This is a genomic window from Kocuria sp. JC486 (assembly GCF_011602805.1).
Classification (GTDB): Bacteria; Actinomycetota; Actinomycetes; order Actinomycetales; family Micrococcaceae; genus Kocuria; species Kocuria soli.
The window spans coordinates 1-22149 of the sequence record NZ_JAAOZS010000019.1 but is presented as its reverse complement, the minus strand read 5'-3'; the positions used below and the strand labels follow the sequence as shown (position 1 = coordinate 22149).

Genomic DNA, 22149 nt, shown 5'->3' with positions numbered 1-22149 from the left:
CACAGAACCCGGACCGATTCATCTCTGAGTTATCGTTGCGGAGCGACCCGCATATTCGAGGAAAGTAGTAAGAGAGGTAACGCCATGTTCAACATGCTGGTTGGTCTGCCCGTCGGCGGCTTGCTCTCCAAGGATCGCCTGATGGAGGGCACCTCGACCCATATCAAGTATCGTCTGAATGTGGCTAACGGCGATTTTACCGAGCTACTGAAGTTACCGACACTTGCCCTGCCCGAAGTGGGCCCACAGGGCTCATCCGATGTGGCCACAGTGGGAACACTGAGCCGCATTACGCCGAGCGGCACGAGCTACATGCTGGAGTTTACCCCTAACGCGAACATCGACCCAATCCCCGTTAACGAGCTTCTGGCCAACCAGAACGCCTTCGATGTCGCGGACGCATGGGGCTTCCATAGGACCAGGCTCATGGTCAAAGACATCGACCTCTACCGCACTCTGCTCGAAATTCGGCACTCAAGTGAGGTAGTCCGCCCCAGTCGCAATTACCTCAAGTTTCCGGACGGTCCGATAGACGACAACTTGGTCGTTGTGATGATGCCATTCGGGAGTGAGTTCCAGCCGGTCTGGGAGGCAATCCAGCAAGCCGTCTACGACGCCGGTTTGCAATGCGAACGTGCAGATTCGATCTGGGACGAAGATTCGATCATGGATGACATTGTTGGCCTGCTGTGGCGTGCCAGAATCGTCATAACCGATTACACAAGCCACAATGCCAACGTATTTTACGAAACCGGTATCGCACACACGTTGGGTCGGAAGTGCATCCCGCTTACGCAGCTCGCTGATGAGATTCCGTTCGACCTGCAGCATCTGCGAACCCTGAAGTATGAGACGACCGACATCGGCTTGAACAAACTCAAGCTCGCGCTCGGCCAGCGCCTCCGAAACATCCTGCGGACAAATTAACCGATACAGGTTGGTTACCTGTAGCATAACGTGATAATCCGTGCCCGCTACCAGTGCGCCCTCGAAGTGGCGTGCCACCTTGGTGTCGAGGTGGAACTGAATGCTTGGTAATGGGGCTCTTTGCATTTGACTGTCTAGAGGTGGAGCGAGGGTGTCCGGCGCGTCGCCTGCCGGTATGAGTCGAGGCCTCCAGGTGATGGAGGTTCTCACGCTTACCCATCTGGAAGACCTCGACGTGCCCAACGCTATCGTCCTTCGCCCCGACCTGATCACGTTCGTTCGCCTGGACGGGTTTGCCTAGGAAGTCAATGGCCAGCACGTGGAGCCCATGCCTGTGGTCCTGGCGCGTCGAGTCCTCGACCCAGCGCAATGGTGCTGTCAGGGCGCATGTGCAAGAGTGCCGCGGGACGCGGTGACCTGCCGGTTAGTGCATAGGCTGTTCGGTCGGTGGCCCACCGTATTGGTGGTCGCCCCAAGCGCCGAATGGTCGGCTGGAGCAGCTCCGTGGCTCCGCCTTCGGCTGGCGGAATTTCACCAATTACATCGTGCGATCACTCCGCGAAACCGGCTGCTTCAGACCCCAGCTACGCCGTTGATCGTGATGGGTCACGACAGTTCTACCGACAGTCAATCGCTCGTTTATGTCGTATGTATGATCGCAGTATGAGAAAAGTTCGTCGCTCCCAATACGATAAGGTCATGAATGAATGTCAATGCTTGTCTGACAATGACCTGCGAAGGCAAATAGTCGTGAACCGATCTGAAATAAGTTATATTGCGGCAGTCGGCCCAATTCTGGCCTTGTGTGGGGTTTTCGTTTCGGTTGGGCTGACTTCAAACACTGAGGTTGATGGCCTATTTGTGACAGCGATCTATGCAACGGTCTTGCTGTTAGGATCTTGCGTATTGGCAGGGCAGAACGAGAAGTGCACGAGACGGGCTGAAGTAGCGAAACAGATCCTTGAACAGAGGAGCGAGGCTAAGAATCCTTCGGGCCGCGGGCTACTCAGGAGATTCTTCTGAAGAGAGTCGAGGGCCTCAACCCATGACAACGGCACAGCCGCCACGTACTGACAGCTAGGCAGGGGGTGACGCTTGGCCGTCGCCCAAACGAAAAGCCAGTGGCGCCCGCATGCAGCGGGCGCCACTCACATGTACCTACAGAACCGACATCACTTCACGTCGAACCGATCCGCGTCCATGACCTTCGCCCAAGCCTTCACGAAGTCGTTCACGAACTTCTCCTTGGCGTCGTCCGAGGCGTAGACCTCGGCCAGGGTGCGCAGCTCCGAGTTGGAGCCGAACACCAGGTCGTTGCGGGTGCCGGTGAGCTCCGCACCGTCAGCGGTCACGCCGCGGTACTGGCCCTCGGCCACCTTCTCCCACTGGGTGTCGATGTCCGTCAGCGCCACCAGGAAGTCGTTGGACAGCACGCCCACCTGATCGGTGAACACCCCATCCGAAGTCCCACCGTACGTAGCGCCCAGCACGCGCAGCCCGGCCACCAGCACGGTCATCTCCGGTGCGGACAGACCCAGCAGGTTGGCCCGGTCGATCAGTGCGAACTCCGCCGGGAACTCCTTGTTGCCGCGGGGATCGTAGTTGCGGAAACCGTCGACCTTGGGCTCCAGGTAGCCGAAGGACTTGACGTCTGTCTGCTCCTGCGTGGCGTCGCCGCGGCCACCGGTGAACGGAACGGTCACCTGCACACCGCCGTCGGCGGCAGCCTTCTCCACGGCCCAGTTGCCCGCGATCACCAGGGTGTCCGCAAAGGACACACCGTTGCCGGCTGCAATGGACTCCAGGGCCGAGATCACCGGACCGGTCACGGCGGGCTCGTTGACCTCCCAGGACCGCTGCGGTTCCAGGCGGATCCGGCCACCGTTGGCGCCACCGCGGAAGTCCGAGTTGCGGAACGTGGATGCAGCGGCCCAGGCGGTCTTGACCACGTCGGTCACGGACAGCCCGGCACCTGCCACGGCCTCCTTGATGGTGGCAACCTCGGCATCGCCGGGCACGGATGGTGCCGCGGGGATCGGGTCCATCCAGACCAGTTCCTCGGTGGGAACTTCCGCACCCAGGTGACGGGAGATCGGGCCCATGTCACGGTGGGTCAGCTTGAACCACGCACGGGCGTAGGCGTCCTGGAACGCGGCGAAGTCGTCCTTGAACTTGCGGGAGATCTTGTCGTAAATCGGGTCCTCACGCAGGGCAAGGTCGGAGGTCAACATGCGCGGCTCACGACGCCCGTTGAAATCGGATTCCGGAACCATGTCCGACCCGCCACCGTTGACCGGGCGCCACTGCTGCGCACCGGCGGGGGAGTGGAACAGCTCCCACTCGTAGGCGTAGAGGATGTGGAAGAACTCGTTGTCCCAGCGGGTCGGGTGGTAGGTCCAGGTGACCTCCAGGCCGGACGTGATGGTGTCCCGGCCCTTGCCCTCGCCGTAGGAGTTCTTCCAGCCCAGGCCCATCTGCTCCAGCGGGGCGGCCTCGGGCTCCGGGCCCACGTGCTCCGGCACGGTGGAGGCACCGTGGGTCTTGCCGAAGGTGTGACCGCCACCGATCAGCGCCACGGTCTCCTCGTCGTTCATGCCCATACGGCCGAAGGTCTCGCGGATGTCGATCGCGGACTTCTTCGGATCCGGCTCACCTTCCGGGCCCTCCGGGTTGACGTAGATCAGACCCATTTCGACGGCGGCCAACGGGTTGTCCAGGTCGCGCTCACCCTTGTAGCGCTCGGCACCGCCGTTGGTCCACTCGGTCTCCGGGCCCCAGTAGACGTCGTCCTCGGGCTCGTAGGCATCCACACGACCACCGGAGAAACCGAAGGTAGGCATGCCCATGATCTCGTGCGCCACGTTGCCGGACAGCACGAACAGGTCGGCCCAGGACAGTGCCTGGCCGTACTTCTTCTTGACCGGCCACAGGAGGCGGCGGGCCTTGTCCAGGGAGGCGTTGTCCGGCCAGGAGTTCAGGGGAGCGAACCGCTGCTGACCGGTGCCGGCGCCGCCGCGGCCGTCCATCGAACGGTAGGTGCCGGCGCCGTGCCAGGCCATGCGGATGATGAAGGGGCCGTAGTTGCCGAAGTCTGCGGGCCACCAGTCCTTGGAGGTAGTCAGCACCTCACCGATGTACTGCTTGACCTCGGCCAGATCCAGGGCCTCGAAGGCGGCCCCGTAGTCGAAGTCCGGGTCATGCGGGTTGATGACCGGCTGTTCCTTGGCCAGGATCTTGAGGTTCAGGCGGTTGGGCCACCACTGCTGGTTGGCGTCGCCGGAGGTCGGGTGCGGCAGGGAGGCGCCGTGCGCAACCGGGCACTTGCCCTCGGAGGACTCCTGAACCGGCTGCTCCGGCAGACCGGTGGCCTCCGTCTCGGTCATTTCACCGACCGTGGTGGTGTCGTCGCCGTGGGGCTTCTGATCGTCGCTCACTTCTGATCCTCTCGATCCGTATGTGACTGGGTGGGGAACTCGGTGGAACCTGTGGCTCGGCCTGCTTGGCATGCCGGGCACAGGCCCCAGAAATAAACCTCGGCCTCGTCGATCGCGTAACCGTGGTCGTCGTCGGTGTGCAGGCAGGGCGCGGGCCCGGTCTGGCACGGGATGTCCACCACGTCGCCGCAGCCGCGGCAGACCAGGTGGTGGTGGTTGTCGTTGCGTCGGATCTCGTACCTGGCGGGGGAACCCGCGGGTTGGATCGAACGCACCAGCCCCGCCTCCGTCAGCGCGTGCAGGCAGTCGTAGACCGCCTGGTGTGAGACGGAAGGGGACGTTCGGCGAACCGCATTCAGGATGGCCGTGGCGTCCGAATGCTGGTGGTCACGCAACACGGTGAGCACGGCCAGCCGCGGCTGGGTGACGCGCAGGCCCGCGCCGCGCAACAGGGTGCGCTCGCGGTCCTGTGCCGCCTCTCCCGCATCGACTGTGCTCATGGCCACCATCGTGCCCTGTTTTCTGGAATGGATCAAGAAAACATGCACACGGTTTCAACCCACTGTGCTCAGCACCCCGTTGGTCAACCCGTGGTCATGGCGAGTCTGCCGTCCGTGCACCAAGGCTTTGGGACAATCCAGGGGTGACAGACGCGCCACAGACCGCTCCCCCCAGCCCTCTGCTCGCCGGTGACCACGCCCCCGGTCCTCGCACCCTGGTGGATGTTTTCCTCGAAACGGTGGAACTTCACGGTGCTTCTCCGGCCATCGACGCCGGGGATTCGGTCATGACCTACGCGCAGTTCCACGAGGCCGCCGGCGATGTGGCCGCCGAGCTCGCGGAGCGCGGAATCGGTGCGGGAGACAAGGTCGGCGTGCGCGTGCCCTCGGGGACCGCTGACCTGTATGTGGCCATCATGGGCATCCTCCTGGCCGGGGCCGGGTACGTTCCGGTCGACGCCGATGACCCTGATGAGCGCGCCCGGACCGTGTTCTCAGAGGCCGACGTCGCCGCCGTCGTCAGCGCCGACCTGGTGGTCACGGGAAGGCTTCAAATTCCGCGCGAACCGGTGGAACCGGCCCCGCCGTCGCTCACGGACGACTGCTGGGTCATCTTCACCTCCGGTTCCACAGGCAAGCCCAAGGGAGTGGCGGTCAGCCACCGCAGCGCCGCAGCATTCGTCGACGCCGAATCCCGGCTGTTCCTCCAGAACAAACCGCTCGGCCCGGGCGACCGGGTCATGGCAGGTCTGTCCGTGGCCTTTGACGCCAGCTGCGAGGAAATGTGGCTCGCCTGGGCCCACGGTGCCTGCCTGGTTCCGGCGCCGCGCTCGCTGGTCCGTTCCGGGATGGACCTGGGCCCGTGGCTCGTGGCCAACGCGGTCACGGTGGTCTCCACTGTGCCCACGCTGGTGTCCTTGTGGCCCGCGGAAGCCCTCTCCAACGTCCGCCTCCTGATCCTCGGCGGTGAGGCGTGCCCTCCGGAGATCGGTGCCCGCCTGGCCAACGAGGAGCGCGAGGTCTGGAACACCTACGGGCCCACGGAGGCCACCGTGGTCGCCTGCGCCGCGCGACTCACGGGCGAACCCCCGGTCCGCATCGGGTTGCCGCTGGAGGGGTGGGACCTCGCCGTCGTGGACGAGGCCGGGAACCCGGTGCCCGAAGGGGACAGCGGCGAACTGATCATCGGGGGAGTCGGGCTCGCCCGCTACCTAGACCCGGACAAGGACGCCGAGAAATACGCGCCGATGCCCACTCTCGGGTGGGAGCGCGCGTACCGCTCGGGGGATGTGGTGGTCAACGATCCCGCGGGGCTGCTCTTCAAGGGTCGGGCCGACGACCAGGTCAAGGTCGGCGGCCGCCGCATCGAACTCGGCGAGATCGACGCCGCCCTGCTCGCGCTGCCCGGAGTCATCGGGGCGGCCGCCGCCGTGCGGAAGACGGCCAGCGGAAACTCGCTCATCGTCGGGTACCTGACCGTGGACGGGACCTTCGACCGCGTCGCGAGTCTGGACCGGCTCCGCGCCGACATGCCCGCAGCGCTGGTCCCGCGCCTCGCCGTCGTCGAGGATCTCCCCACCCGCACGAGCGGCAAGATCGACCGTGACGCCCTGCCATGGCCCCTTCCCGACGACGGCGGTGCCGCGTCCCAGGAGATGGGTGCGACGGCCGCGTGGCTTGCTGACATCTGGAACGACGTCCTGGGCTCCCGCCCGAGCACCCCGGACGAGGACTTCTTCGCCCTGGGCGGTGGGTCGCTCACCGCGGCGCAGATCGTGGCGCGCGTCCGCGAGAAACACGTCAACGCGACCGTGGCCGACGTGTACGAACACCAGCGCATCGGTGAGTTCGCCGCGTGGCTGGACACCGCGGACACCCCCGTGGGGCGGCTCAACGAGCGGGTGCAGCCCGTCCGTCGAAAGACCCAGGCTGCCCAACTGGCGGCACTGGTGGCCCTGCGGAGCATCGGCGGACTCCGCCTGCTGCTGTGGCTGGCGCTCGGTGTGCGCGTCGCCGATCTCCTGGGGTGGACTCTGCCGGGCGACGCCGTCGGGCTGGTTCCGTGGTGGGTCCTGGGCGTCACGTGGTTGTTGCTGGTGGCCCCGCTCGGTCGCCTTGCGGTCAGCGCGCTCGGAGCCCGCGCGATCCTGGCGGGCGTGCGGCCCGGTCACTACCCGCGCGGCGGACGAACACACCTGCGGCTCTGGCTGGCCGAGCGATTCGCCGACGAGATGGGGGTCGGTCAGATCGGTGAGGCCGGCATGGTCCGGTGGTACGCCCGGTGGCTGGGCTGCCAGGTGGGGCGCGACGTCGATCTCCACGCCATGCCCCCGGTCACCGGCTTCCTGCGGCTCGGCAACGGCTGCTCGATCGAACCGGAAGTGGACATGCAGGGCCACTGGATCGACGGCGCCAGCGTGCACATCGGCGATATCACCGTGGGCAAGCGGGCCCGCGTGGGCGCCCGATCCACGCTGGTGCCCGGCGCCAGGATCGGCAACGACGCCGAAATCGCCCCGGGCTCCACGGTGTTCGGACCGGTCGGAGCCGAACAACGCTGGTCCGGCTGCCCCGCCGTGCCGGTCGGTGACGCCCGCGGTCCGTGGGGACCCCGGCCCAAGTCCAGGCCCGTGTTCACGGTGCTCTACATGCTCTCCGGCCTGGTGATTTCCCTCCTGCCGGCCCTGGCAACCGTGGCGGGGCTGGCCGTGCTGTGGGCTCCCCTCAGCGGTACCCACACGCCGGGCCAGGCCGTCACCACGGCGCTCCTGTGGCTGCCGCTCGCGGGTCTGGTCGGTTACGCCGTGCTGGCGCTGATGATCTTGGCGCTTGTCCGGCTGTGCGCCATCGGGCTGGAGGGCGGACCGCACCCGGTGCAGGGCATTCGCGCGCTCCAGGCCTGGACCACGTTGCGCCTCATGGACGAGGCCCGCACTTGGTTGTTCCCGCTCTACGCCGGGATGGCAACCACGTGGTGGTTGCGCGCGCTCGGAGCCCAGGTGGGCAAGGACGCGGAGGCTTCCACGGTCCTCATGATCCCCAGCCTGACTCGCGTGGGCGCACAGGCCTTCCTGGCCGACGACACCTTGATCGGCGGCTACGAACTCGGCGGTGGTTGGCTGCGCATCGAACGCGTCAAGATCGGACGCGGCGCGTTCGTGGGGAACTCGGGGATGACCGCCCCAGGGCGCAAGGTGCCCAAGGAATCGCTCGTCGCAGTCCTGTCCGCCGCACCCCGGCGCAAGAAGGCCAAGGCGGGATCGTCGTGGGTCGGCTCCCCGCCCGAAAAACTGCGGCGTACACACAGCGACGTCGACGCCACGAGGACCTACGAACCCTCCCGCGCGCTGCGGTTCCTGCGCGGCGTGATCGAAACCTGCCGGATGTTTGCCCTCCTGGCGCACCTGCTGCTCCACCTGGCCGCCGTCGTGGCGCTCGCCGTGGTGGCGGCCTCCTGGGGCGCGTGGGCTGCGGCCCTGCTCTCCGGTGTCATCCTGCTGGGCTGCGGGTTGGTGGCCGTCGTCGTCGCTGCCCTGGCCAAGTGGCTGCTGGTGGGGCGGTGGAAGCCCTCTGAACATCCCTTGTGGTCCGGTTTCGTGTGGCGCGGGGAGCTGGCCGATGCGTTCGTGGAAGCGGTGGCCGTGCCCTGGATCCTGCGATACGTGTCCGGCACGGCGTTGCTCAACCTGTACTTCAAGGTCATGGGGGCCACGGTGGGGCGGGGTGTGTGGAGTGAGACCTACTGGCTCCCCGAACACGACCTGATCGAGCTCGGGGAGGCGGCCACGGTCAACCGCGGTTGTGTGGTCCAGACCCACCTGTTCCACGATCGCGTCCTGGCCATGGATGCCGTCCGCCTGGGGCCGGGCGCAACCCTGGGGCCCAACTCCGTGATCCTGCCGGCTGCCACACTGGGGCGGTACGCGACCGTCGGCCCCGGCTCTCTGGTCATGCGCGGTGAGTCCGCCCCGGACAAGACGCGGTGGGTTGGCAACCCCATCGGTCCGTGGGTGGATGAGCTGGACGCACAGGAGCGGGATTAGACTGCCCGCCGAACCAGACACCGTGCCCACTCTTGACCTCCACGAACCCCGATCGGAGTCCGAATGACCAACCCAGACCCGTACCTGAGGGGGCACGGCGACACTCGATACCGGGTTTCGCATTACGACCTCAAGCTCACGTACAAGGTTGCGGCCAACCGGTTGGAGGAAAAGGCTCAGCTGTACGTTGAGATCGCCGAGGCCACCAATCGGATCGACGTCGACCTCCACGGCTTGCGCGTCAGCAAGGTCTTCCTGGACGGCCGCCCCGCCAAGTACCGGCACAGAGGCCAGCGGGTGTCCGTCGATGTCGGGGATCGCGTACCCGGAAACCGCTTCCTGCTCGAGTTCCGTGTCTCCGGTAAGCCCGGTCCCGTTCCGGGTGTGCACGGGACGGCCGGGTGGGAGGAACTCACGGACGGGTCGATGGTCGGCTCCCAGCCGCACGGCGCCCCGAGCTGGTTCCCCTGCAACGACGACGCCGCGGACAAGGCCACGTACCGGATCGAGGTGACCACGGAGCCCGAGTACCACGTGGTGGCCAACGGGACCCTCACGGATTCGACCCGCAGCGGTGCGACCACGACCTGGACGTACGTGATGGACCGGCCCATGGCTCCGTACCTAGCGACCGTTCAGATTGGCCCCTACCAGACCCAGCGACGCCGGGCCTCGGTTCCCGTGGAGGTGGTGCATCCCCAGGGACTCGACGTGGGGCGCGGGACCGCGTTCGAACGCCAGGGCGAGATGGTCGACCTGTTCTGCGACCTCTTCGGGCCGTATCCGTTCGCGGAGTACCGCGCCGTGATCGTCGACGACGACCTTGAGATCCCGCTGGAAGCGCAAGGTCTCAGCACGTTCGGTCGCAACCTGGTGGAGCCGGAATGGGAGAACGAACGTCTGGTGGCCCATGAACTGGCCCACCAGTGGTTCGGCAACAGCGTCACTGGGCAGCAGCTCAAGGACATCTGGCTCCATGAAGGATTCGCCTGTTACACCGAGTGGTTGTGGTCGGATCATCGTCGGAAGCGGGGGGACGGCGCCTCCGTTCAGGAGCGCGCGGCCGAACACCATGCGGCTCTGGGGCCCACTCCGGAGGGCAGCACACTGGCCGATCCGGGGATGGAAGCCATGTTCGACGACTGGGTCTACAAGCGCGGCGCCCTGACCCTGCACGCCATCCGGGCGCTGGTGGGTGACTCCGCGTTCTTCGACCTGCTCCGCAGCTGGACGCAGGAGCACGCCGGCGCCACGGTGAGCACCGACGACTTCGAGGCGCACTGCCTGCGCTGGGCCGGTTCCGCAGGGGACCAGATGGATGCCCTGCTGGACGCGTGGCTGCACCGCTCCGAGGTCCCGGAACTGCCCGAGGTCTCCGACCGGGGCTGATCGGCCGGTTCTTGGTGATGGTGGCTGCGCTCAGCTGAGGATCAGTCGGACCGCCGCCGGGGGAGTCACCGCGACGGCGCAGGTCCAGTCGGGGCCGAGGTCCAGGTCGATCACGGTGGCCGGTGGACCTTTCAACACGCGGCCGTCTTCGTCCAGGCGGAGCTGCCGCGGGTCCGTCACCAACCCCGTGCCGTGGGCCTTCAGGACAGCCTCTTTGCGTACCCAGAGGCGGGTCCGTTCGTCGTCATCGGCGCAGCGTTCGTCCGGGTGGAGCGCGACGTCGTCGAACCCGGCGAAAGCTGCGTCCCCGGCGCCCTCGATGTCGACTCCGACCTGCCCGCCAACGCACACGGCGACCACACCGAGATCCTCGGACCGTGCGCGGGACAGTGAGACCCCCAGCGTTCCCGTCCGGGTCAGGATCACGGGGCGTCCGTGGTCAGAACCGCCGCAGGTGGGGCAGGCGTGCGTGAGCCGAACGGCGGCGTCGCCGGTGACCTCCGCTGCCAAGGCGAGTAGTGCCCGGTGGAGGTCCTCCGGCGGTGCGGTTCTGATGTGGATGTCCGTGGGGTCCTCCAGATTGCGATGGCCGATTCCAAATTACCGACCATGCGGTCGTATACGATGCTAGACTCACGATCACGTGATACAGGTCACACTCGCGCGTAGGTGAATCCCCTGGTCAACAGGCCTACGTGCAGTGCGGAAGACACCAAACGCTGCGGTGAGACAAGGAAGTCCTCGCCGCAACGGCCCGCGGTCCCCACCCACATCTCGGGGCGCCGTCGGGCTGGTGAGGGAGCTTCCGCCGTCGAGTCGCTGACCACCCGGTGGATCACGCCCGCACCACCAAGGAGGATCCATGTCCCGACCGCGCAACATCGTCAAACTCACCGCTCTCACCGGCGTCGCAGCCCTGGCCCTCACCGCGTGCGGTGACGGGGGCGGTGGGGGAGGCGACGGCGAAACCTACAAGATCGGCGTCACCCAGATCGTGTCTCACCCGTCCCTCGACGCCGCCCGTGAAGGCTTCAAGTCGGCATTCGAGGAAGAGGGCATCGAGGTCGAATGGGATGAGCAGAACGCCCAGGGCGAGCAGGCCACGGCCTCCAACATCGCCGGCACCTTCGCCAATGACGACAAGGACCTGATCCTGGCCGTCGCCACGCCCACCGCCCAGGCCGCGGCCCAGTCGATTCAGGACAAGCCGATCGTGTTCACCGCCGTGACCGACCCGCAGGAGGCCGGACTGGTGGACTCGTGGGAGGAGCCGGGTGGCAACGTTACCGGCACCTCTGACATGAACCCGGTCAAGGAACAGCTCGAACTGCTCAAGGAGATTGACCCTGACGTCAAGACCGTGGGCATCGTCTACTCCTCGGGTGAGGCCAACTCGCAGGTCCAGGTGGACGCCGCCAAGGAGGCCGCGAAGGAGCTGGACCTGGAGATCAAGGAAGCCACGGTCAGCAACTCCTCCGAGGTCCAGCAGGGGCTCCAGTCCCTGGACGTGGACGCGGTGTACGTCCCCACCGACAACGTCGTGGTCTCCGCACTGGAGACCGTGATCCAGTACGGCGAGGAGAACCAGCTCCCGATCCTGGCTTCCGAGGGCGATTCGGTCACCCGGGGTGCCGTGGCCACCTACGGCATCGACTACGAGTCCCTGGGCAAGCAGGCCGGTGAGATGGCGATCAAGATCCTCAAGGAGGACGCAGACCCCGCGACCATGCCGGTCGAGGAGCAGACGGAACTGCAGCTCCACATCAACCCGGAGGCCGCCAAGGCGCAGGGCGTGGAGATCCCGCAGGAGGTCCTGGACCGCGCGGACGTCGTGGTCGGCGAGGACGTCGAGGCCCAGGACCCGGCATCCGCCGGCGAAGAGGGCTGACCACCTGAGTGGTCGGGCCCGCCGTCGTCGTGACCCACAGTGACGACGACGGCGGCCCGGCACCCCACCGAACCCCCCTCACTTCCATCCACCCGACGCGGGCAATCCCAGCGCGCGGCCCCCACCATCTCCTGACGAGGACAGATGATTACTGCAATCGAACTCGGCCTGATCTACGCGATCGTGGCCCTGGGCGTTTACCTGACCTTCCGAGTACTCAATTTCCCCGACTTGACGGTCGACGGCTCCTTCACCACGGGGGCGGGCACGGCCGGTGTGCTGATCGTCAACGGCATCAACCCATTCCTGGCCACGGCTCTCGCATTCGTGGTGGGCACGATCGCCGGTCTGATCACCGGCTTGCTGCACACCAAGGGCAACATCAACGGCCTGCTGGCCGGCATTTTGACCATGATCGGGCTCTACTCGATCAACCTGCGCATCATGGGCGCTGCCAACGTTCCCCTCCTGCGGGAGGACACGCTGTTCACGCTCCTCTACGACTACGTGGACCGTGGAGTCCTGTCGATCGTGCTGTTGGCCGTGGTGGCCATCCTGTTCAAACTGGTCATCGACTGGTACCTGCACACGGACACCGGCCTGGCCCTGCAGGCCACCGGTGACAACGAACAGATGATCAAGTCCTTCGCGGTTTCCACGGACCGGCAGAAGATCTACGGGCTCATGATCTCCAACGGACTGATGGGCGTGGCCGGCGCGCTGGTGGCCCAGTACCAGGGATTCGTGGACATCCAGATGGGCATCGGCCTGATCCTGGTGGGTCTGGCCTCGGTGATCGTGGGGCAGGCCATCTTCGGCAACGGTGTGGTCTTCCAGGCCACCTTGGCCGTGGTTCTCGGTGCCGTCCTGTACCGCCTGGCCATCCAGTTCGCCCTCAACGCCGGGCTGAACCCCAACGACATGAAGCTGCTCTCCGCCCTGCTGGTGATCGCGGCACTGTTGCTGCCGCAGTGGTCCGGATTCCGCAAGATCGCCAAGTGGCGCCACGGCCTGGGGATCGGCGGTGGTGCGGCCACGCTCACCTCCGACGGCGCAGAGGCTGCCGCTGAGGGCGAGATGGCCACCAAGACCGAGGCCCAGCGGGTCCTCGGTGTTCCGGCCGGAGCGGCTCCGGACAGTCCACACGCCACCGAAGCCACGGGTAGCACCGCAGGGAAGGAGAACTGAGCATGTTGAAGATCGAAAACGTCTCCAAGACCTTCTTCCCCGGAACCGTCAACGAACGCAAGGCGCTCGTGGACGTCTCGCTGGACCTGCGCGAAGGCGACTTCGTGACGGTCATCGGCTCCAACGGTGCGGGCAAATCGACCATCCTGAACACCATTGCCGGGAGGATCCCGCAGGACCGCGGCCAGGTGTTGATCGACGGCAAGGAGATCTCCAAGCAACCCGAACACAAACGAGCTGCTCGGGTGGGCCGGGTGTTCCAGGACCCCATGGCGGGTACCGCCCCCAACCTCACGGTCGAGGAGAACCTGTCCCTGGCGGACCGCCGCGGCGCGGTCCGCGGGCTGGCCCGGGCGGTCACCGGGTCCAAGCGGGAACGCTTCGCCGAGGAACTCAAGGTGCTCGAACTCGGCCTGGAGAACCGGCTCAAGACCAAGGTGGGGCTGCTCTCGGGCGGCCAGCGTCAGGCATTGAGCCTGCTCATGGCCACGTTCTCCAAGCCCAAGGTGCTCTTGCTGGACGAGCACACGGCCGCGCTGGACCCGCAGCGCGCCGAACTGGTGACCCGTTTGACCAAGCAGGTGGTCCAGGCCCAGGGGCTGACCACGTTGATGGTCACCCACAACATGAACCAGGCCCTGGACGTGGGGAACCGGCTGATCATGATGCACGAGGGCCGGATCATCCTGGACGCCTCCCCGGAGGAGAAGCAGCGCATGACCCCGGAGGACCTGCTGCACAGGTTCACCCAGCTCAAGGGTGCTGCCCTGGACGACAAGACGTTGCTCCAGTAGCTGCCAAGGATCGGCCGACACACCTGACAGGCCGGGCCCGCCGTCGTCGCAACCACCCGCCGAAGCGTGGATCTGGCCGCTCATCACCCATGATGGGCGGCCAGATCCATGCTTCGTGCGAGTGCAGACGAGGCATCACGTGTGGGTGGCATACCCCGGAAACACGGGGCTGACCGGGGCTTTTCGGCGCTAGGCTCGAGGTGGGCCAAGAGCCCGGCGTGGGATCACCGCCGGTAGGTCATGGGAATCCCACGTGGATGGGAGAGGACCACGTAACCAGTCGCCGCAGGGTCGGGAACCACAGTCGGTAGACGTCACCCAAGTCCCACATCGGTCGCCCAGCCCCTCACTTGGAGACTCGATCGCAACGACGCACGAGTCCACCGGAAGTTTCTTGATCACCTGCTCGTCGCAGCCATGCTGGAGGTGTGAGAAATGACGAGTGAAGCATTTGTTCTGTGGTTCGAAGACCTCAAGTACACCAACATCCCCCAGGTCGGAGGCAAGAACGCCTTCCTGGGTGAAATGATCCGCAGCCTCGCCGAAGAGGGTGTGCAAGTTCCCGGTGGTTTCGCCACCACCGCCCACGCGTACCGCGAGTTCATCAGGCACAACAACCTCAAGGACATCCTGGCGGAAGAGACCCAGGCACTGGACAAGGGGGAACGCACCTTGGAGCAGGTGGGCACGGCCATCCGCCGCGCCCTGCGCCACGGCGAGTTCCCGGAGGAGATTGCCCACGCGATCCGTGAGGCCTACGCCGGGATGTGCCGCAGGGACGGTGTTGAGGCGGCCTCCGTGGCCGTGCGCAGCAGTGCGACGGCGGAGGACCTCCTGTTGGCCAGCTTCGCAGGCCAACAGGAGGCCTACCTCAACATCACCGGTCCGGAGGACCCGCTCGCGGCCTGCAAACGCTGCTACGCCTCCCTGTTCACGGACCGGGCGATCAACTACCGGCGCGAACGCGGCTTCGACCACCTGGAGGTCGCTCTGTCCGTGGGCGTGCAGAAGATGGTCCAGTCTGACCGTGCCGGCTCCGGGGTCATGTTCTCCCTGGACACGGACACGGGCTTCCCGGATGTAGTCGTGATCGACGCCGCCTGGGGCCTGGGCGAAACCGTGGTGCAGGGCGCGGTGGACCCGGACGAGTACCGCGTGTTCAAGCCCCGCCTGGCCGAACCCGACCTGGACCCCATCCTGACCAAGAAGCTGGGGCGCAAGGAAAAGAAGATGATCTACGCGGTGGGCGGCAACCAGTCCACCCAGACCGTGGACACCCACGAGGCCGAGCGCAACAGGCTGGTCCTCACGGACGACGAGATCCTGACCCTGGCCAGGTGGGCGGTCATCATCGAGAAGCACTACCGCATGTCGGGGTTGTGACAGCCGCTCGGTATGGACTATTGAACAGCAGGCAGGCGGTAGTAGGCGACTTGAAGGCGTTGCAACTCGCCGTCGAAGTCACTATCCTGAGGCGTCTGATTCATACCAAACGAGTAATGAGTGTCGGATACGAGGTAGAAGTGCTCTCCTGCATCCAATCTCTCGAACGCCTCGCCGATCACTTCCGAATCGAACGTGTTCGACAGTAGCATTCCCGCGAGCCCCGGGTTAGACTCCACAATGCTCCACGGGTCTACACAATCCTTGACGCGGCTCAACGCCGACTTGTAGAAAGCTGCCGAGTATCTGATGATCTCGCCGGCAACATTCCCATCCAGCAATCCCGAGTCAGCCGAATCAAGCGCAGTCTGAATAATCGAGTTTCGCCTCTCCCAAACAAGCCATCGGGCAGGTAACTCGTCCGCACCCGTGTACATGCAGAGCCGCTCAAGGTGCTCGTAGAAGACACGAATAGACCCGTCTACGTCAGCCTTAGTCTCGAACCCACGGTCATATACAGCGTTGAATCCGAGCGATAGCTCGGTAAACAACCTCATGCACGCAGGGACCAAGGAGAGGACTTTCGAACTCGTCGGGGTCTCTGCCATTCGAACAAGAGCATTGTGGAACGCGTCTGGGTTTTGGTCCGCCCTCATCGCTTGGGAGAACTGCAGGCTCGTGTGCGTGGTATTTGCGAGAGTCGCTGATGCGGGCTGCCAATAGATGGCCCCATCAGAGAGATCGCAGAGGATGCACATAACGTTCAGCGGCAAGGTCGCCCAATAGTTCTGCGTCGAAGTCTTGATACTGACGCTTTCAACATTGCTTTTTGCGAAGGCGGGGCCCTGCGTGCCCTTCACTTGGCACTTGACGAGTAGCCCCGAGACGTACCGCCCCTCGTGCAGTTCTAGTTCCAGGTCGACACCGAAGTCCGTGCTCTGTTCCTCCTGCCGCACTACGATGTCGTTTTGCTGCAGCCAAGTCGATACGTGACTGGCAGCAAGGCGACCCGCCCGCTGAGTGGCTTTGTCACTCGGAAGATCCATTTCGACCCCTCATCATCGGAAATCTGGGCGGTCCGCCGCCGGGAGTCACCGCCAGCCGAGCCCGGGAGCGACGTGGGTCAGGATACTATCGATGACGTGCGCGTTGTACTCGACACCGAGTTGGTTCCGTATCGCTTAATATATATCTAAGCGTGGATGGAGAGCGGAGGACACATGGATTTGAGCAAGGCAGCGGTGGTCTACACAAGAATTTCACGCGATGCAAGCGGTGACGGAGAAGGAGTGGACCGACAGGAACACTTGTGCCGCGAACTCGCAAATCGTCTACAACTCGACGTGGTGGCCGTCTACTCCGACAACGACATCGGTGCATCCGAACGAACTTCAAAGAAGAAGGTTCGCACCGGATTCAATGAGATGATCTCCGCCGCACATCGTAAGGAGTTCGCACACATCCTCGCGTACTCAAACTCGCGACTAACAAGACGAATGTGCGAACTTGAAGACCTCATCCAACTTCACGAGCAAACATGTGTGTTGATCCGCACCGTTGTGTCTGGCGAGGACGATCTTTCAACAGGTGACGGACGCATGGTAGCGCGGATCAAAGCATCAGTAGATGCGGCGGAGTCAGATCGAATCTCCGAACGCCAACAAGCCGCCTTGCTGCACAACGCACAAGCAGGAAAGCCAAAGCTACAGCATCAACGCCCGTTCGGCTGGAAAAAGGATGGAGTAACACTCGAACCCGAAGAAGCAGAACGGATGCGTGACGCAGTCAAGAAGATCAAGCAAGGCGTGTAAATCACAATGCTGTGCAAAGAGTGGATGCAGGCAGGCATCAAAACAGCATCAGGGAACGACAAGTGGCAGTGGACCACCATGAAGAACGTCCTGTTGGGATGGCGTGCGGCAGGCGTGCGAACCTACCGCCGCAAACCGCTTTCCGATGGTGCAGGCGGCTATGTAAAAGGCATATGGGAACCGATCATCTCGCTCGAAGATCGTGAAGCCGCACTCGCAATGCTCAAAAAGCGCGGACTGACAAAGGTGCGACAAGGCAAGTGGCTGTTGAAGGGGTTAGTCACGTGCGGTGAATGTGGTGGCAAGATGTACGGGCAGTTGACCGGAGCGAAGACCTACAGTTGCAAAGACGGGAGCGGTCACGTAGCGATCAGCGCGGAACGGCTCGAACAATGGGTTGAGGGTCATCTAGTAGCACACATCACCGACCGCATGGAGAAGGAGCGCGAAGGCGGCCAGCTACAACAGAGTGAGGAGCCAGCCGAATGGCCACACGAAGCAAAGTTGCGGCGAGTCGATGAGAAGATGACCGAACTCATGAGCGCATACAACAACGATGAGCTGTCGGGCGAGGTCGTTTTTCCGCAGATCAAGAAGTTCGAAGCCGAACGAGGCGAACTCCGTCGAGAGCGCGATGACTTTTACGCATTGCAGGCGCAACCAACAACCGACTACAACAGTTTCGAAGAGATCGTAGATTGGGGATTGGACAACGTCGCCATCAAAGACGGTGACGATGAGGCAACCATTGACAAGAAGCGGTCTTTTTTTCGTGAGGGAGATTGAAACGGTGATCGTCAAAAAGGGCAAGCGAGGTCGAGCGGGATGGGGACACGCGAGCCTTGACCGCATCGAAGTCGTGTGGCGCGAGCAAGCGCAGGGCGAACCTGCAAGGCATGCTGACACAGCGGAGTAGCCATGTGTAGACTGTCGAGTGAGCGGTGCACCAGTGATCAACGCACATCGCCTACACCTCTCCGCTCGACCCGTTAGACCGCAGAGCACAGCGTGAGAGAAAGCGAGCAACGATGAGCGACACTGAAGATACATACTATTTCGTGGAAGAGAAAAAACACGGGATCGAACACGAAGACAATCCGCAAAGCATCACTCGCTCCTTGAAGCAACTGTACAAGAAATCGGGTCGTCTCTTCCCGAATGAAGAAGCATTCACAAACGCCGTGCTCAACAGTGAGGACGTGCAACGAGCAATCGGCTTTGCCGTCAGAGTCGCAACAGAAAAAGATCTCGAAGACTTCGGTGACCAAATCGCAGTGTTTGAAGCCGTCAACCGCTACAACGAGGCCGATGACATCGCTCGTGCAACCACAAAAGAAGCGCGCCGCACTGTAGTAGAATATTTCAACGAAAACGTGCGTGATGAAGATGAGTTCAAGGAACTTATGACGGCATTGGGTCTGCGCCACACCACCTTGAAGTCATGGTTCAGAGATCAAAACACTAAAGGTCCACATGGGGACCAGGAGCCATACGTTGCATCGCCTGATGTTTATAGCGATCTACGCTGAATATGCCAGTGCGAAGCAATCCGCAAGTCGACGCAAACCACCGAAGCATCACATAGACAACTTCTTCAAGCGCAACTAGCGACCGCTCTCACTACGAAGCCCCGCCCATGTGATGATGAACGGGGCCACGAGCGGGTGTGGCGGAATCAGCCAGTGCGCATCGAGGTCAACTTGTCAGCGAACTCTTGAAGCACTTTCACGGCCGCATCGCGCCTGCCGCGTGCTTCCTTCGGCGACTTCGAGAACAACGGACGCTTGCGGCGAGCATCATCGGCGAGCGTGGACAACTCGTGCCGCATCATTGACACAAGGCGCGAGACCTCCGCACGGTCGAAAGTGTCAACCTCTTCGGTCGTGTTGGTGTTCGTGGAGGCGTTGGTAGCCATAATGGTTCCTTTCAATCGACAAGTGATGAACCGGTTGGAACTCAATCACGAGTCGGCGAGTTGTCAACCACCCCATCGAGAGACAGCAAGAAGCGCAATGTCTCGTGAGCCTTATTTCGCAGTGTGAGAGCGTCAGCGTAGATCACGTCATAGCGATGCGTAGGCTGACATTAGAACGGGTTTTGAACGTCAGTCGATGCGAAACACAGGTAGCGACGAGTTGATCGTTAGACCGCAGTTCGCTAGCGGGAGGACAAGTGGGCGAGTTCTGAAAACTTCAGGCTGGCGCTGTCCAGATGTTCGTGCACCTGTTCCGGAGTGGGCCACGCCATGGCGACGGCCGCCGCAGCCAGAATCGTCAGGATGAACGCGGGCACCAGGCAGCACAGCAGGGCGGTGCGCAACGCTCTCACGGGGTCCGGATTCACGCAGGAAGCCTACCTTGGTGATCCCCCATAGGTGCCCGACGTGCATCGATGGCGGGTGTCTGCCTAGGCTGGCGCCATGGGGCAGGAACTGAACAACGTACCCGCGTCCGGGCAGCCGCCGCGTGAGCGGGGCCCGCACGTGGTCACCCACGAGAACGTCGCCCGCGGATCAATGCTCGCAAGCCTGTGCTCGATCGGCGCCGTTGCGGCGGGCATCGGCGCGATCCTCGGGATCATCACGGTGATCGCAGCGTCCGTCAGCGACGATCCCGAGTTCGCCGACGCGCTGCCCGCCGGCATGGCCATGATCGCGTTCTGGTGCGCCCTCGGAGCGCTCGTGATCCTCGCGCTGCCGTTCACCGTGTGGGTGCTGAGCCGCGACCGGAAGCTCCTCAGCGCGCGGACGCGCGCACCGGAGCAGGACGAGGAGATCCTTGCCGCTCGGAGCCGGGCGTGGTTCTTTAGCGGGGTGAGCTACGCACCCGCACTCTTCTTCCTGGGCTACCTCGTCATCACCTACGGGTGGCACCTCATTCAGGGCGGCGACTGGAACATCTGGAGCCTGGGATGAGCGCCCCATCGCGGGAAGAGGCCCGCGACTACTTCGACGGCTGGATGGTACGCCGGCCGGACGACCTGCGGCGCTTCACTGACGAGTACCTCTCCGATCTCCGGACCGAGCCGTATTCGGTGGAGTCACTCCCGGAGGTGGAGCAGGTGCTAATTGCGCATCTGGGCGACCGGTTCTGCTTCTTCGCCTCCATGATGTACTTCGGCGAGACGCTCATGAGGGCGGCCGATTGACCCGGGGTGTAGCGCAGTTTGGTAGCGCACCTGCTTTGGGAGCAGGGGGTCGCAGGTTCAAATCCTGTCACCCCGACCAAAGGCACGATCTAGTGTGCTCAACACTGAAGGCGGGACCCGATGAGGGCCCCGCCTTCAGTTGCTATGGCGCGGTTCTGATGCGTGAAACTTGCTCACGACTGTTCAAAGGGTCATCGGCTGATTTTCAGTTTGTTGACCTAGGTAAGGCCAACACATACGGTCATCCGCCATGGTTGATCGACAGCGAGCCCTGCGGGGCACCGGCAGCGTGTTCTTGACCCAGATCCGAGGCCGGCCCACCTGGTGCGCAGCCATGTCCGTACAGGACAAGGAGGGCAAATCAGTCAAGGTACGAGGCTTCGGATCCTCTCCCACCCAAGCCGTGGAGCGGCGCACTGCGAACCTTCAGAAGCGACTTGGTGGCTTCGGGGGTGTGACCTCGCATGAGCGTAGCCCGAAGATCAGCGCCTACCTGGAGGAGTGGCTGTCCAAGGTCGGAGACGATGAGCAGAACGCCACCTCTCGCAAGCGCAACCGGCGCAACCTCGAACAGCATGTGATCCCTCACCGGTCAAGTCCCCGTTAGTGGTGTAGCGGTGTCCTTCGTTCTGTCGGGTTAGGCGGAGAGTTGGAGGACGGGCTCGGTGGTCTCCTCGCTTCCGGTGTCGGGCACGAGGTTGAGGCGGCTCTTGGCGAGGACGTCGAGGCCGAGGTAGCGGCGTCCCTCGGCCCATTCGTCGGTCTGCTCGGCCAGGACTGCGCCGACCAGGCGGATGATCGCGTCGCGGCTCGGGAAGATGCCGACGGAGTCGGTGCGGCGGCGGATCTCGCGGTTCAGTCGCTCGTTCGGATTGTTCGACCAGATCTGCTGCCAGACGGCCTCGGGGAAGCTGGTGAAGGCGAGGATGTCGGCTCGTGCGGTGTCGAGGTGCTCGTGCGCGTCGGGCAGTTTCTCGCCGACGTAGTCCAGCAGCCGGTCGAACTGCGCGTGCACGGAGGGCCCGTCGGGCTGGTCATAGACCGAGTGCAGCATCGCCTTCACGGCCGGCCAGTAGCTCTTGGGCGTGACGGACATGAGGTTCGCGGCGTAGTGGGTGCGGCAGCGCTGCCAGGCGGCCCCGGGAAGGTTCGCTGCGACCGCCTCCACGAGGCCGCGGTGGGCATCGGAGGTGACCAGGCGCACGCCGGCGAGGCCGCGGGCGACGAGGTCGGCGAAGAACGCGTTCCAAGCCGGCCCGGTCTCGCTGGTGGCGACCTGCATGCCGAGGACCTCGCGGCGGCCGTCGCTGTTGACGCCGGTGGCGACCATGACGACGGAGCTGATCACGCGGCCGCCCTCGCGGACCTTCATCGTGAGCGCGTCGGCGGCGACGAATGTGAACGGGCCGGCCTCGTCCAGTGGCCGGTGCCGGAACTGCTCCACGTGCTCGTCGAGCTCGGCCGCCATGCGCGAGACCTGCGACTTCGACAGCGAGTGGATGCCCAGCGTCTTGACCAGCTTGTCCATCCGGCGCGTGGAGACGCCCGCAAGGTAGCAGTCGGCGACGACCGTGAGGGGCTGCCGCACGAACAGGTGACAGTTCGGGTTTCAGGCCGCGAGGCTCACGGCCGGGTTCATGATGGT

18 protein-coding genes, 1 tRNA gene and 1 pseudogene are annotated in these 22149 nt (G+C 64.0%); 13 read left to right on the top strand and 7 right to left on the bottom strand.

All coding sequences use genetic code 11. The features are described from left to right. Positions 1-84: 84 nt before the first annotated feature. Entirely contained in the window at positions 85-927 is an 843-nt protein-coding gene (locus GWK18_RS09990) for a hypothetical protein (protein WP_166835004.1), read from the top strand. Positions 928-2099: 1172 nt separating this feature from the next. Here GWK18_RS09990 and katG read toward each other — a convergent pair. Together katG and GWK18_RS09975 are read right to left on the bottom strand one after the other, a co-directional pair. Next, entirely contained in the window at positions 2100-4310 is a 2211-nt protein-coding gene (katG, locus tag GWK18_RS09980) for a catalase/peroxidase HPI (protein WP_166835060.1), read from the bottom strand. 47 nt (positions 4311-4357) lie between these two features. Then, complete coding sequence (locus GWK18_RS09975) at positions 4358-4861, bottom strand: Fur family transcriptional regulator (protein WP_166835002.1); 504 nt, start codon at positions 4859-4861, stop codon at positions 4358-4360. Positions 4862-5004: 143 nt separating this feature from the next. Between GWK18_RS09975 and GWK18_RS09970 the strand changes: the two genes are divergently transcribed. Both GWK18_RS09970 and GWK18_RS09965 read left to right on the top strand, forming a co-directional pair. Next, the gene (locus GWK18_RS09970; protein WP_166835000.1) at positions 5005-8904 is read left to right on the top strand and encodes a Pls/PosA family non-ribosomal peptide synthetase; all 3900 of its coding nucleotides are present in this window, start codon (positions 5005-5007) and stop codon (positions 8902-8904) included. A 63-nt stretch (positions 8905-8967) separates the two neighbouring features. Next, on the top strand, positions 8968-10293 hold the full coding sequence (locus GWK18_RS09965) for a M1 family metallopeptidase (protein ID WP_166834999.1): 1326 nt from the start codon (positions 8968-8970) through the stop codon (positions 10291-10293). A 30-nt stretch (positions 10294-10323) separates the two neighbouring features. On the opposite strand, the gene GWK18_RS09960 is transcribed toward GWK18_RS09965, so the two are convergent. Continuing rightward, positions 10324-10803, bottom strand: a complete 480-nt coding sequence (locus GWK18_RS09960) for a 4'-phosphopantetheinyl transferase superfamily protein (RefSeq protein WP_166834997.1) — start codon at positions 10801-10803, stop codon at positions 10324-10326. 352 nt (positions 10804-11155) lie between these two features. On the opposite strand from GWK18_RS09960, the gene GWK18_RS09955 reads away from it, so the two are divergent. The 4 genes from GWK18_RS09955 to GWK18_RS09940 all read left to right on the top strand — a co-directional run bounded on the left by GWK18_RS09955 (position 11156) and on the right by GWK18_RS09940 (position 15546). Further along, positions 11156-12181 carry an ABC transporter substrate-binding protein gene (locus GWK18_RS09955; RefSeq protein ID WP_166834995.1) on the top strand — a complete coding sequence of 342 codons (1026 nt, stop codon included), beginning with the start codon at positions 11156-11158 and terminating at the stop codon, positions 12179-12181. Between the two features lie 144 nt (positions 12182-12325). Continuing rightward, positions 12326-13369 carry an ABC transporter permease gene (locus GWK18_RS09950; RefSeq protein ID WP_166834993.1) on the top strand — a complete coding sequence of 348 codons (1044 nt, stop codon included), beginning with the start codon at positions 12326-12328 and terminating at the stop codon, positions 13367-13369. 2 nt (positions 13370-13371) lie between these two features. Next, positions 13372-14163 carry an ABC transporter ATP-binding protein gene (locus GWK18_RS09945; protein ID WP_123824627.1) on the top strand — a complete coding sequence of 264 codons (792 nt, stop codon included), beginning with the start codon at positions 13372-13374 and terminating at the stop codon, positions 14161-14163. Between the two features lie 435 nt (positions 14164-14598). Continuing rightward, positions 14599-15546, top strand: a complete 948-nt coding sequence (locus GWK18_RS09940; protein WP_166834991.1) for a PEP/pyruvate-binding domain-containing protein — start codon at positions 14599-14601, stop codon at positions 15544-15546. Between the two features lie 17 nt (positions 15547-15563). On the opposite strand, the gene GWK18_RS09935 is transcribed toward GWK18_RS09940, so the two are convergent. Next, positions 15564-16592 carry a DUF4365 domain-containing protein gene (locus GWK18_RS09935; protein WP_166834989.1) on the bottom strand — a complete coding sequence of 343 codons (1029 nt, stop codon included), beginning with the start codon at positions 16590-16592 and terminating at the stop codon, positions 15564-15566. Positions 16593-16766: 174 nt separating this feature from the next. Here GWK18_RS09935 and GWK18_RS09930 point away from each other — a divergent pair, with 174 nt between their 5' ends. The 3 genes from GWK18_RS09930 (at position 16767) to GWK18_RS09920 (ending at position 18886) form a co-directional block, all read left to right on the top strand. Next, the gene (locus GWK18_RS09930) at positions 16767-17357 is read left to right on the top strand and encodes a recombinase family protein (protein WP_166834987.1); all 591 of its coding nucleotides are present in this window, start codon (positions 16767-16769) and stop codon (positions 17355-17357) included. Between the two features lie 24 nt (positions 17358-17381). After that, entirely contained in the window at positions 17382-18143 is a 762-nt protein-coding gene (locus tag GWK18_RS09925) for a recombinase zinc beta ribbon domain-containing protein (RefSeq protein ID WP_166834985.1), read from the top strand. A gap of 242 nt (positions 18144-18385) precedes the next feature. Next, positions 18386-18886 carry a hypothetical protein gene (locus tag GWK18_RS09920; protein ID WP_166834983.1) on the top strand — a complete coding sequence of 167 codons (501 nt, stop codon included), beginning with the start codon at positions 18386-18388 and terminating at the stop codon, positions 18884-18886. Positions 18887-19032: 146 nt separating this feature from the next. Here GWK18_RS09920 and GWK18_RS09915 read toward each other — a convergent pair whose 3' ends face one another. Next, the gene (locus GWK18_RS09915; RefSeq protein ID WP_166834981.1) at positions 19033-19272 is read right to left on the bottom strand and encodes a hypothetical protein; all 240 of its coding nucleotides are present in this window, start codon (positions 19270-19272) and stop codon (positions 19033-19035) included. A gap of 242 nt (positions 19273-19514) precedes the next feature. Beyond that, positions 19515-19700 (bottom strand): hypothetical protein, encoded by a 186-nt coding sequence (locus GWK18_RS09910; RefSeq protein WP_166834979.1) that lies wholly within the window; start codon positions 19698-19700, stop codon positions 19515-19517. 76 nt (positions 19701-19776) lie between these two features. Between GWK18_RS09910 and GWK18_RS09905 the strand changes: the two genes are divergently transcribed. The 3 genes from GWK18_RS09905 to GWK18_RS09895 all read left to right on the top strand — a co-directional run bounded on the left by GWK18_RS09905 (position 19777) and on the right by GWK18_RS09895 (position 20583). Beyond that, entirely contained in the window at positions 19777-20271 is a 495-nt protein-coding gene (locus GWK18_RS09905) for a hypothetical protein (protein WP_166834977.1), read from the top strand. After that, positions 20268-20504 (top strand): hypothetical protein, encoded by a 237-nt coding sequence (locus GWK18_RS09900; RefSeq protein ID WP_166834975.1) that lies wholly within the window; start codon positions 20268-20270, stop codon positions 20502-20504. The genes GWK18_RS09905 and GWK18_RS09900 overlap by 4 nt, the downstream gene beginning before the upstream one ends. Before the next feature lie 2 nt (positions 20505-20506). Next, a tRNA-Pro gene (locus tag GWK18_RS09895) sits at positions 20507-20583 on the top strand. Between the two features lie 558 nt (positions 20584-21141). Here the strand turns inward: GWK18_RS09895 and GWK18_RS09890 are convergent. After that, positions 21142-22080, bottom strand: a pseudogene (locus tag GWK18_RS09890) (IS256 family transposase); the annotation flags it as partial. Positions 22081-22149: the final 69 nt, after the last annotated feature.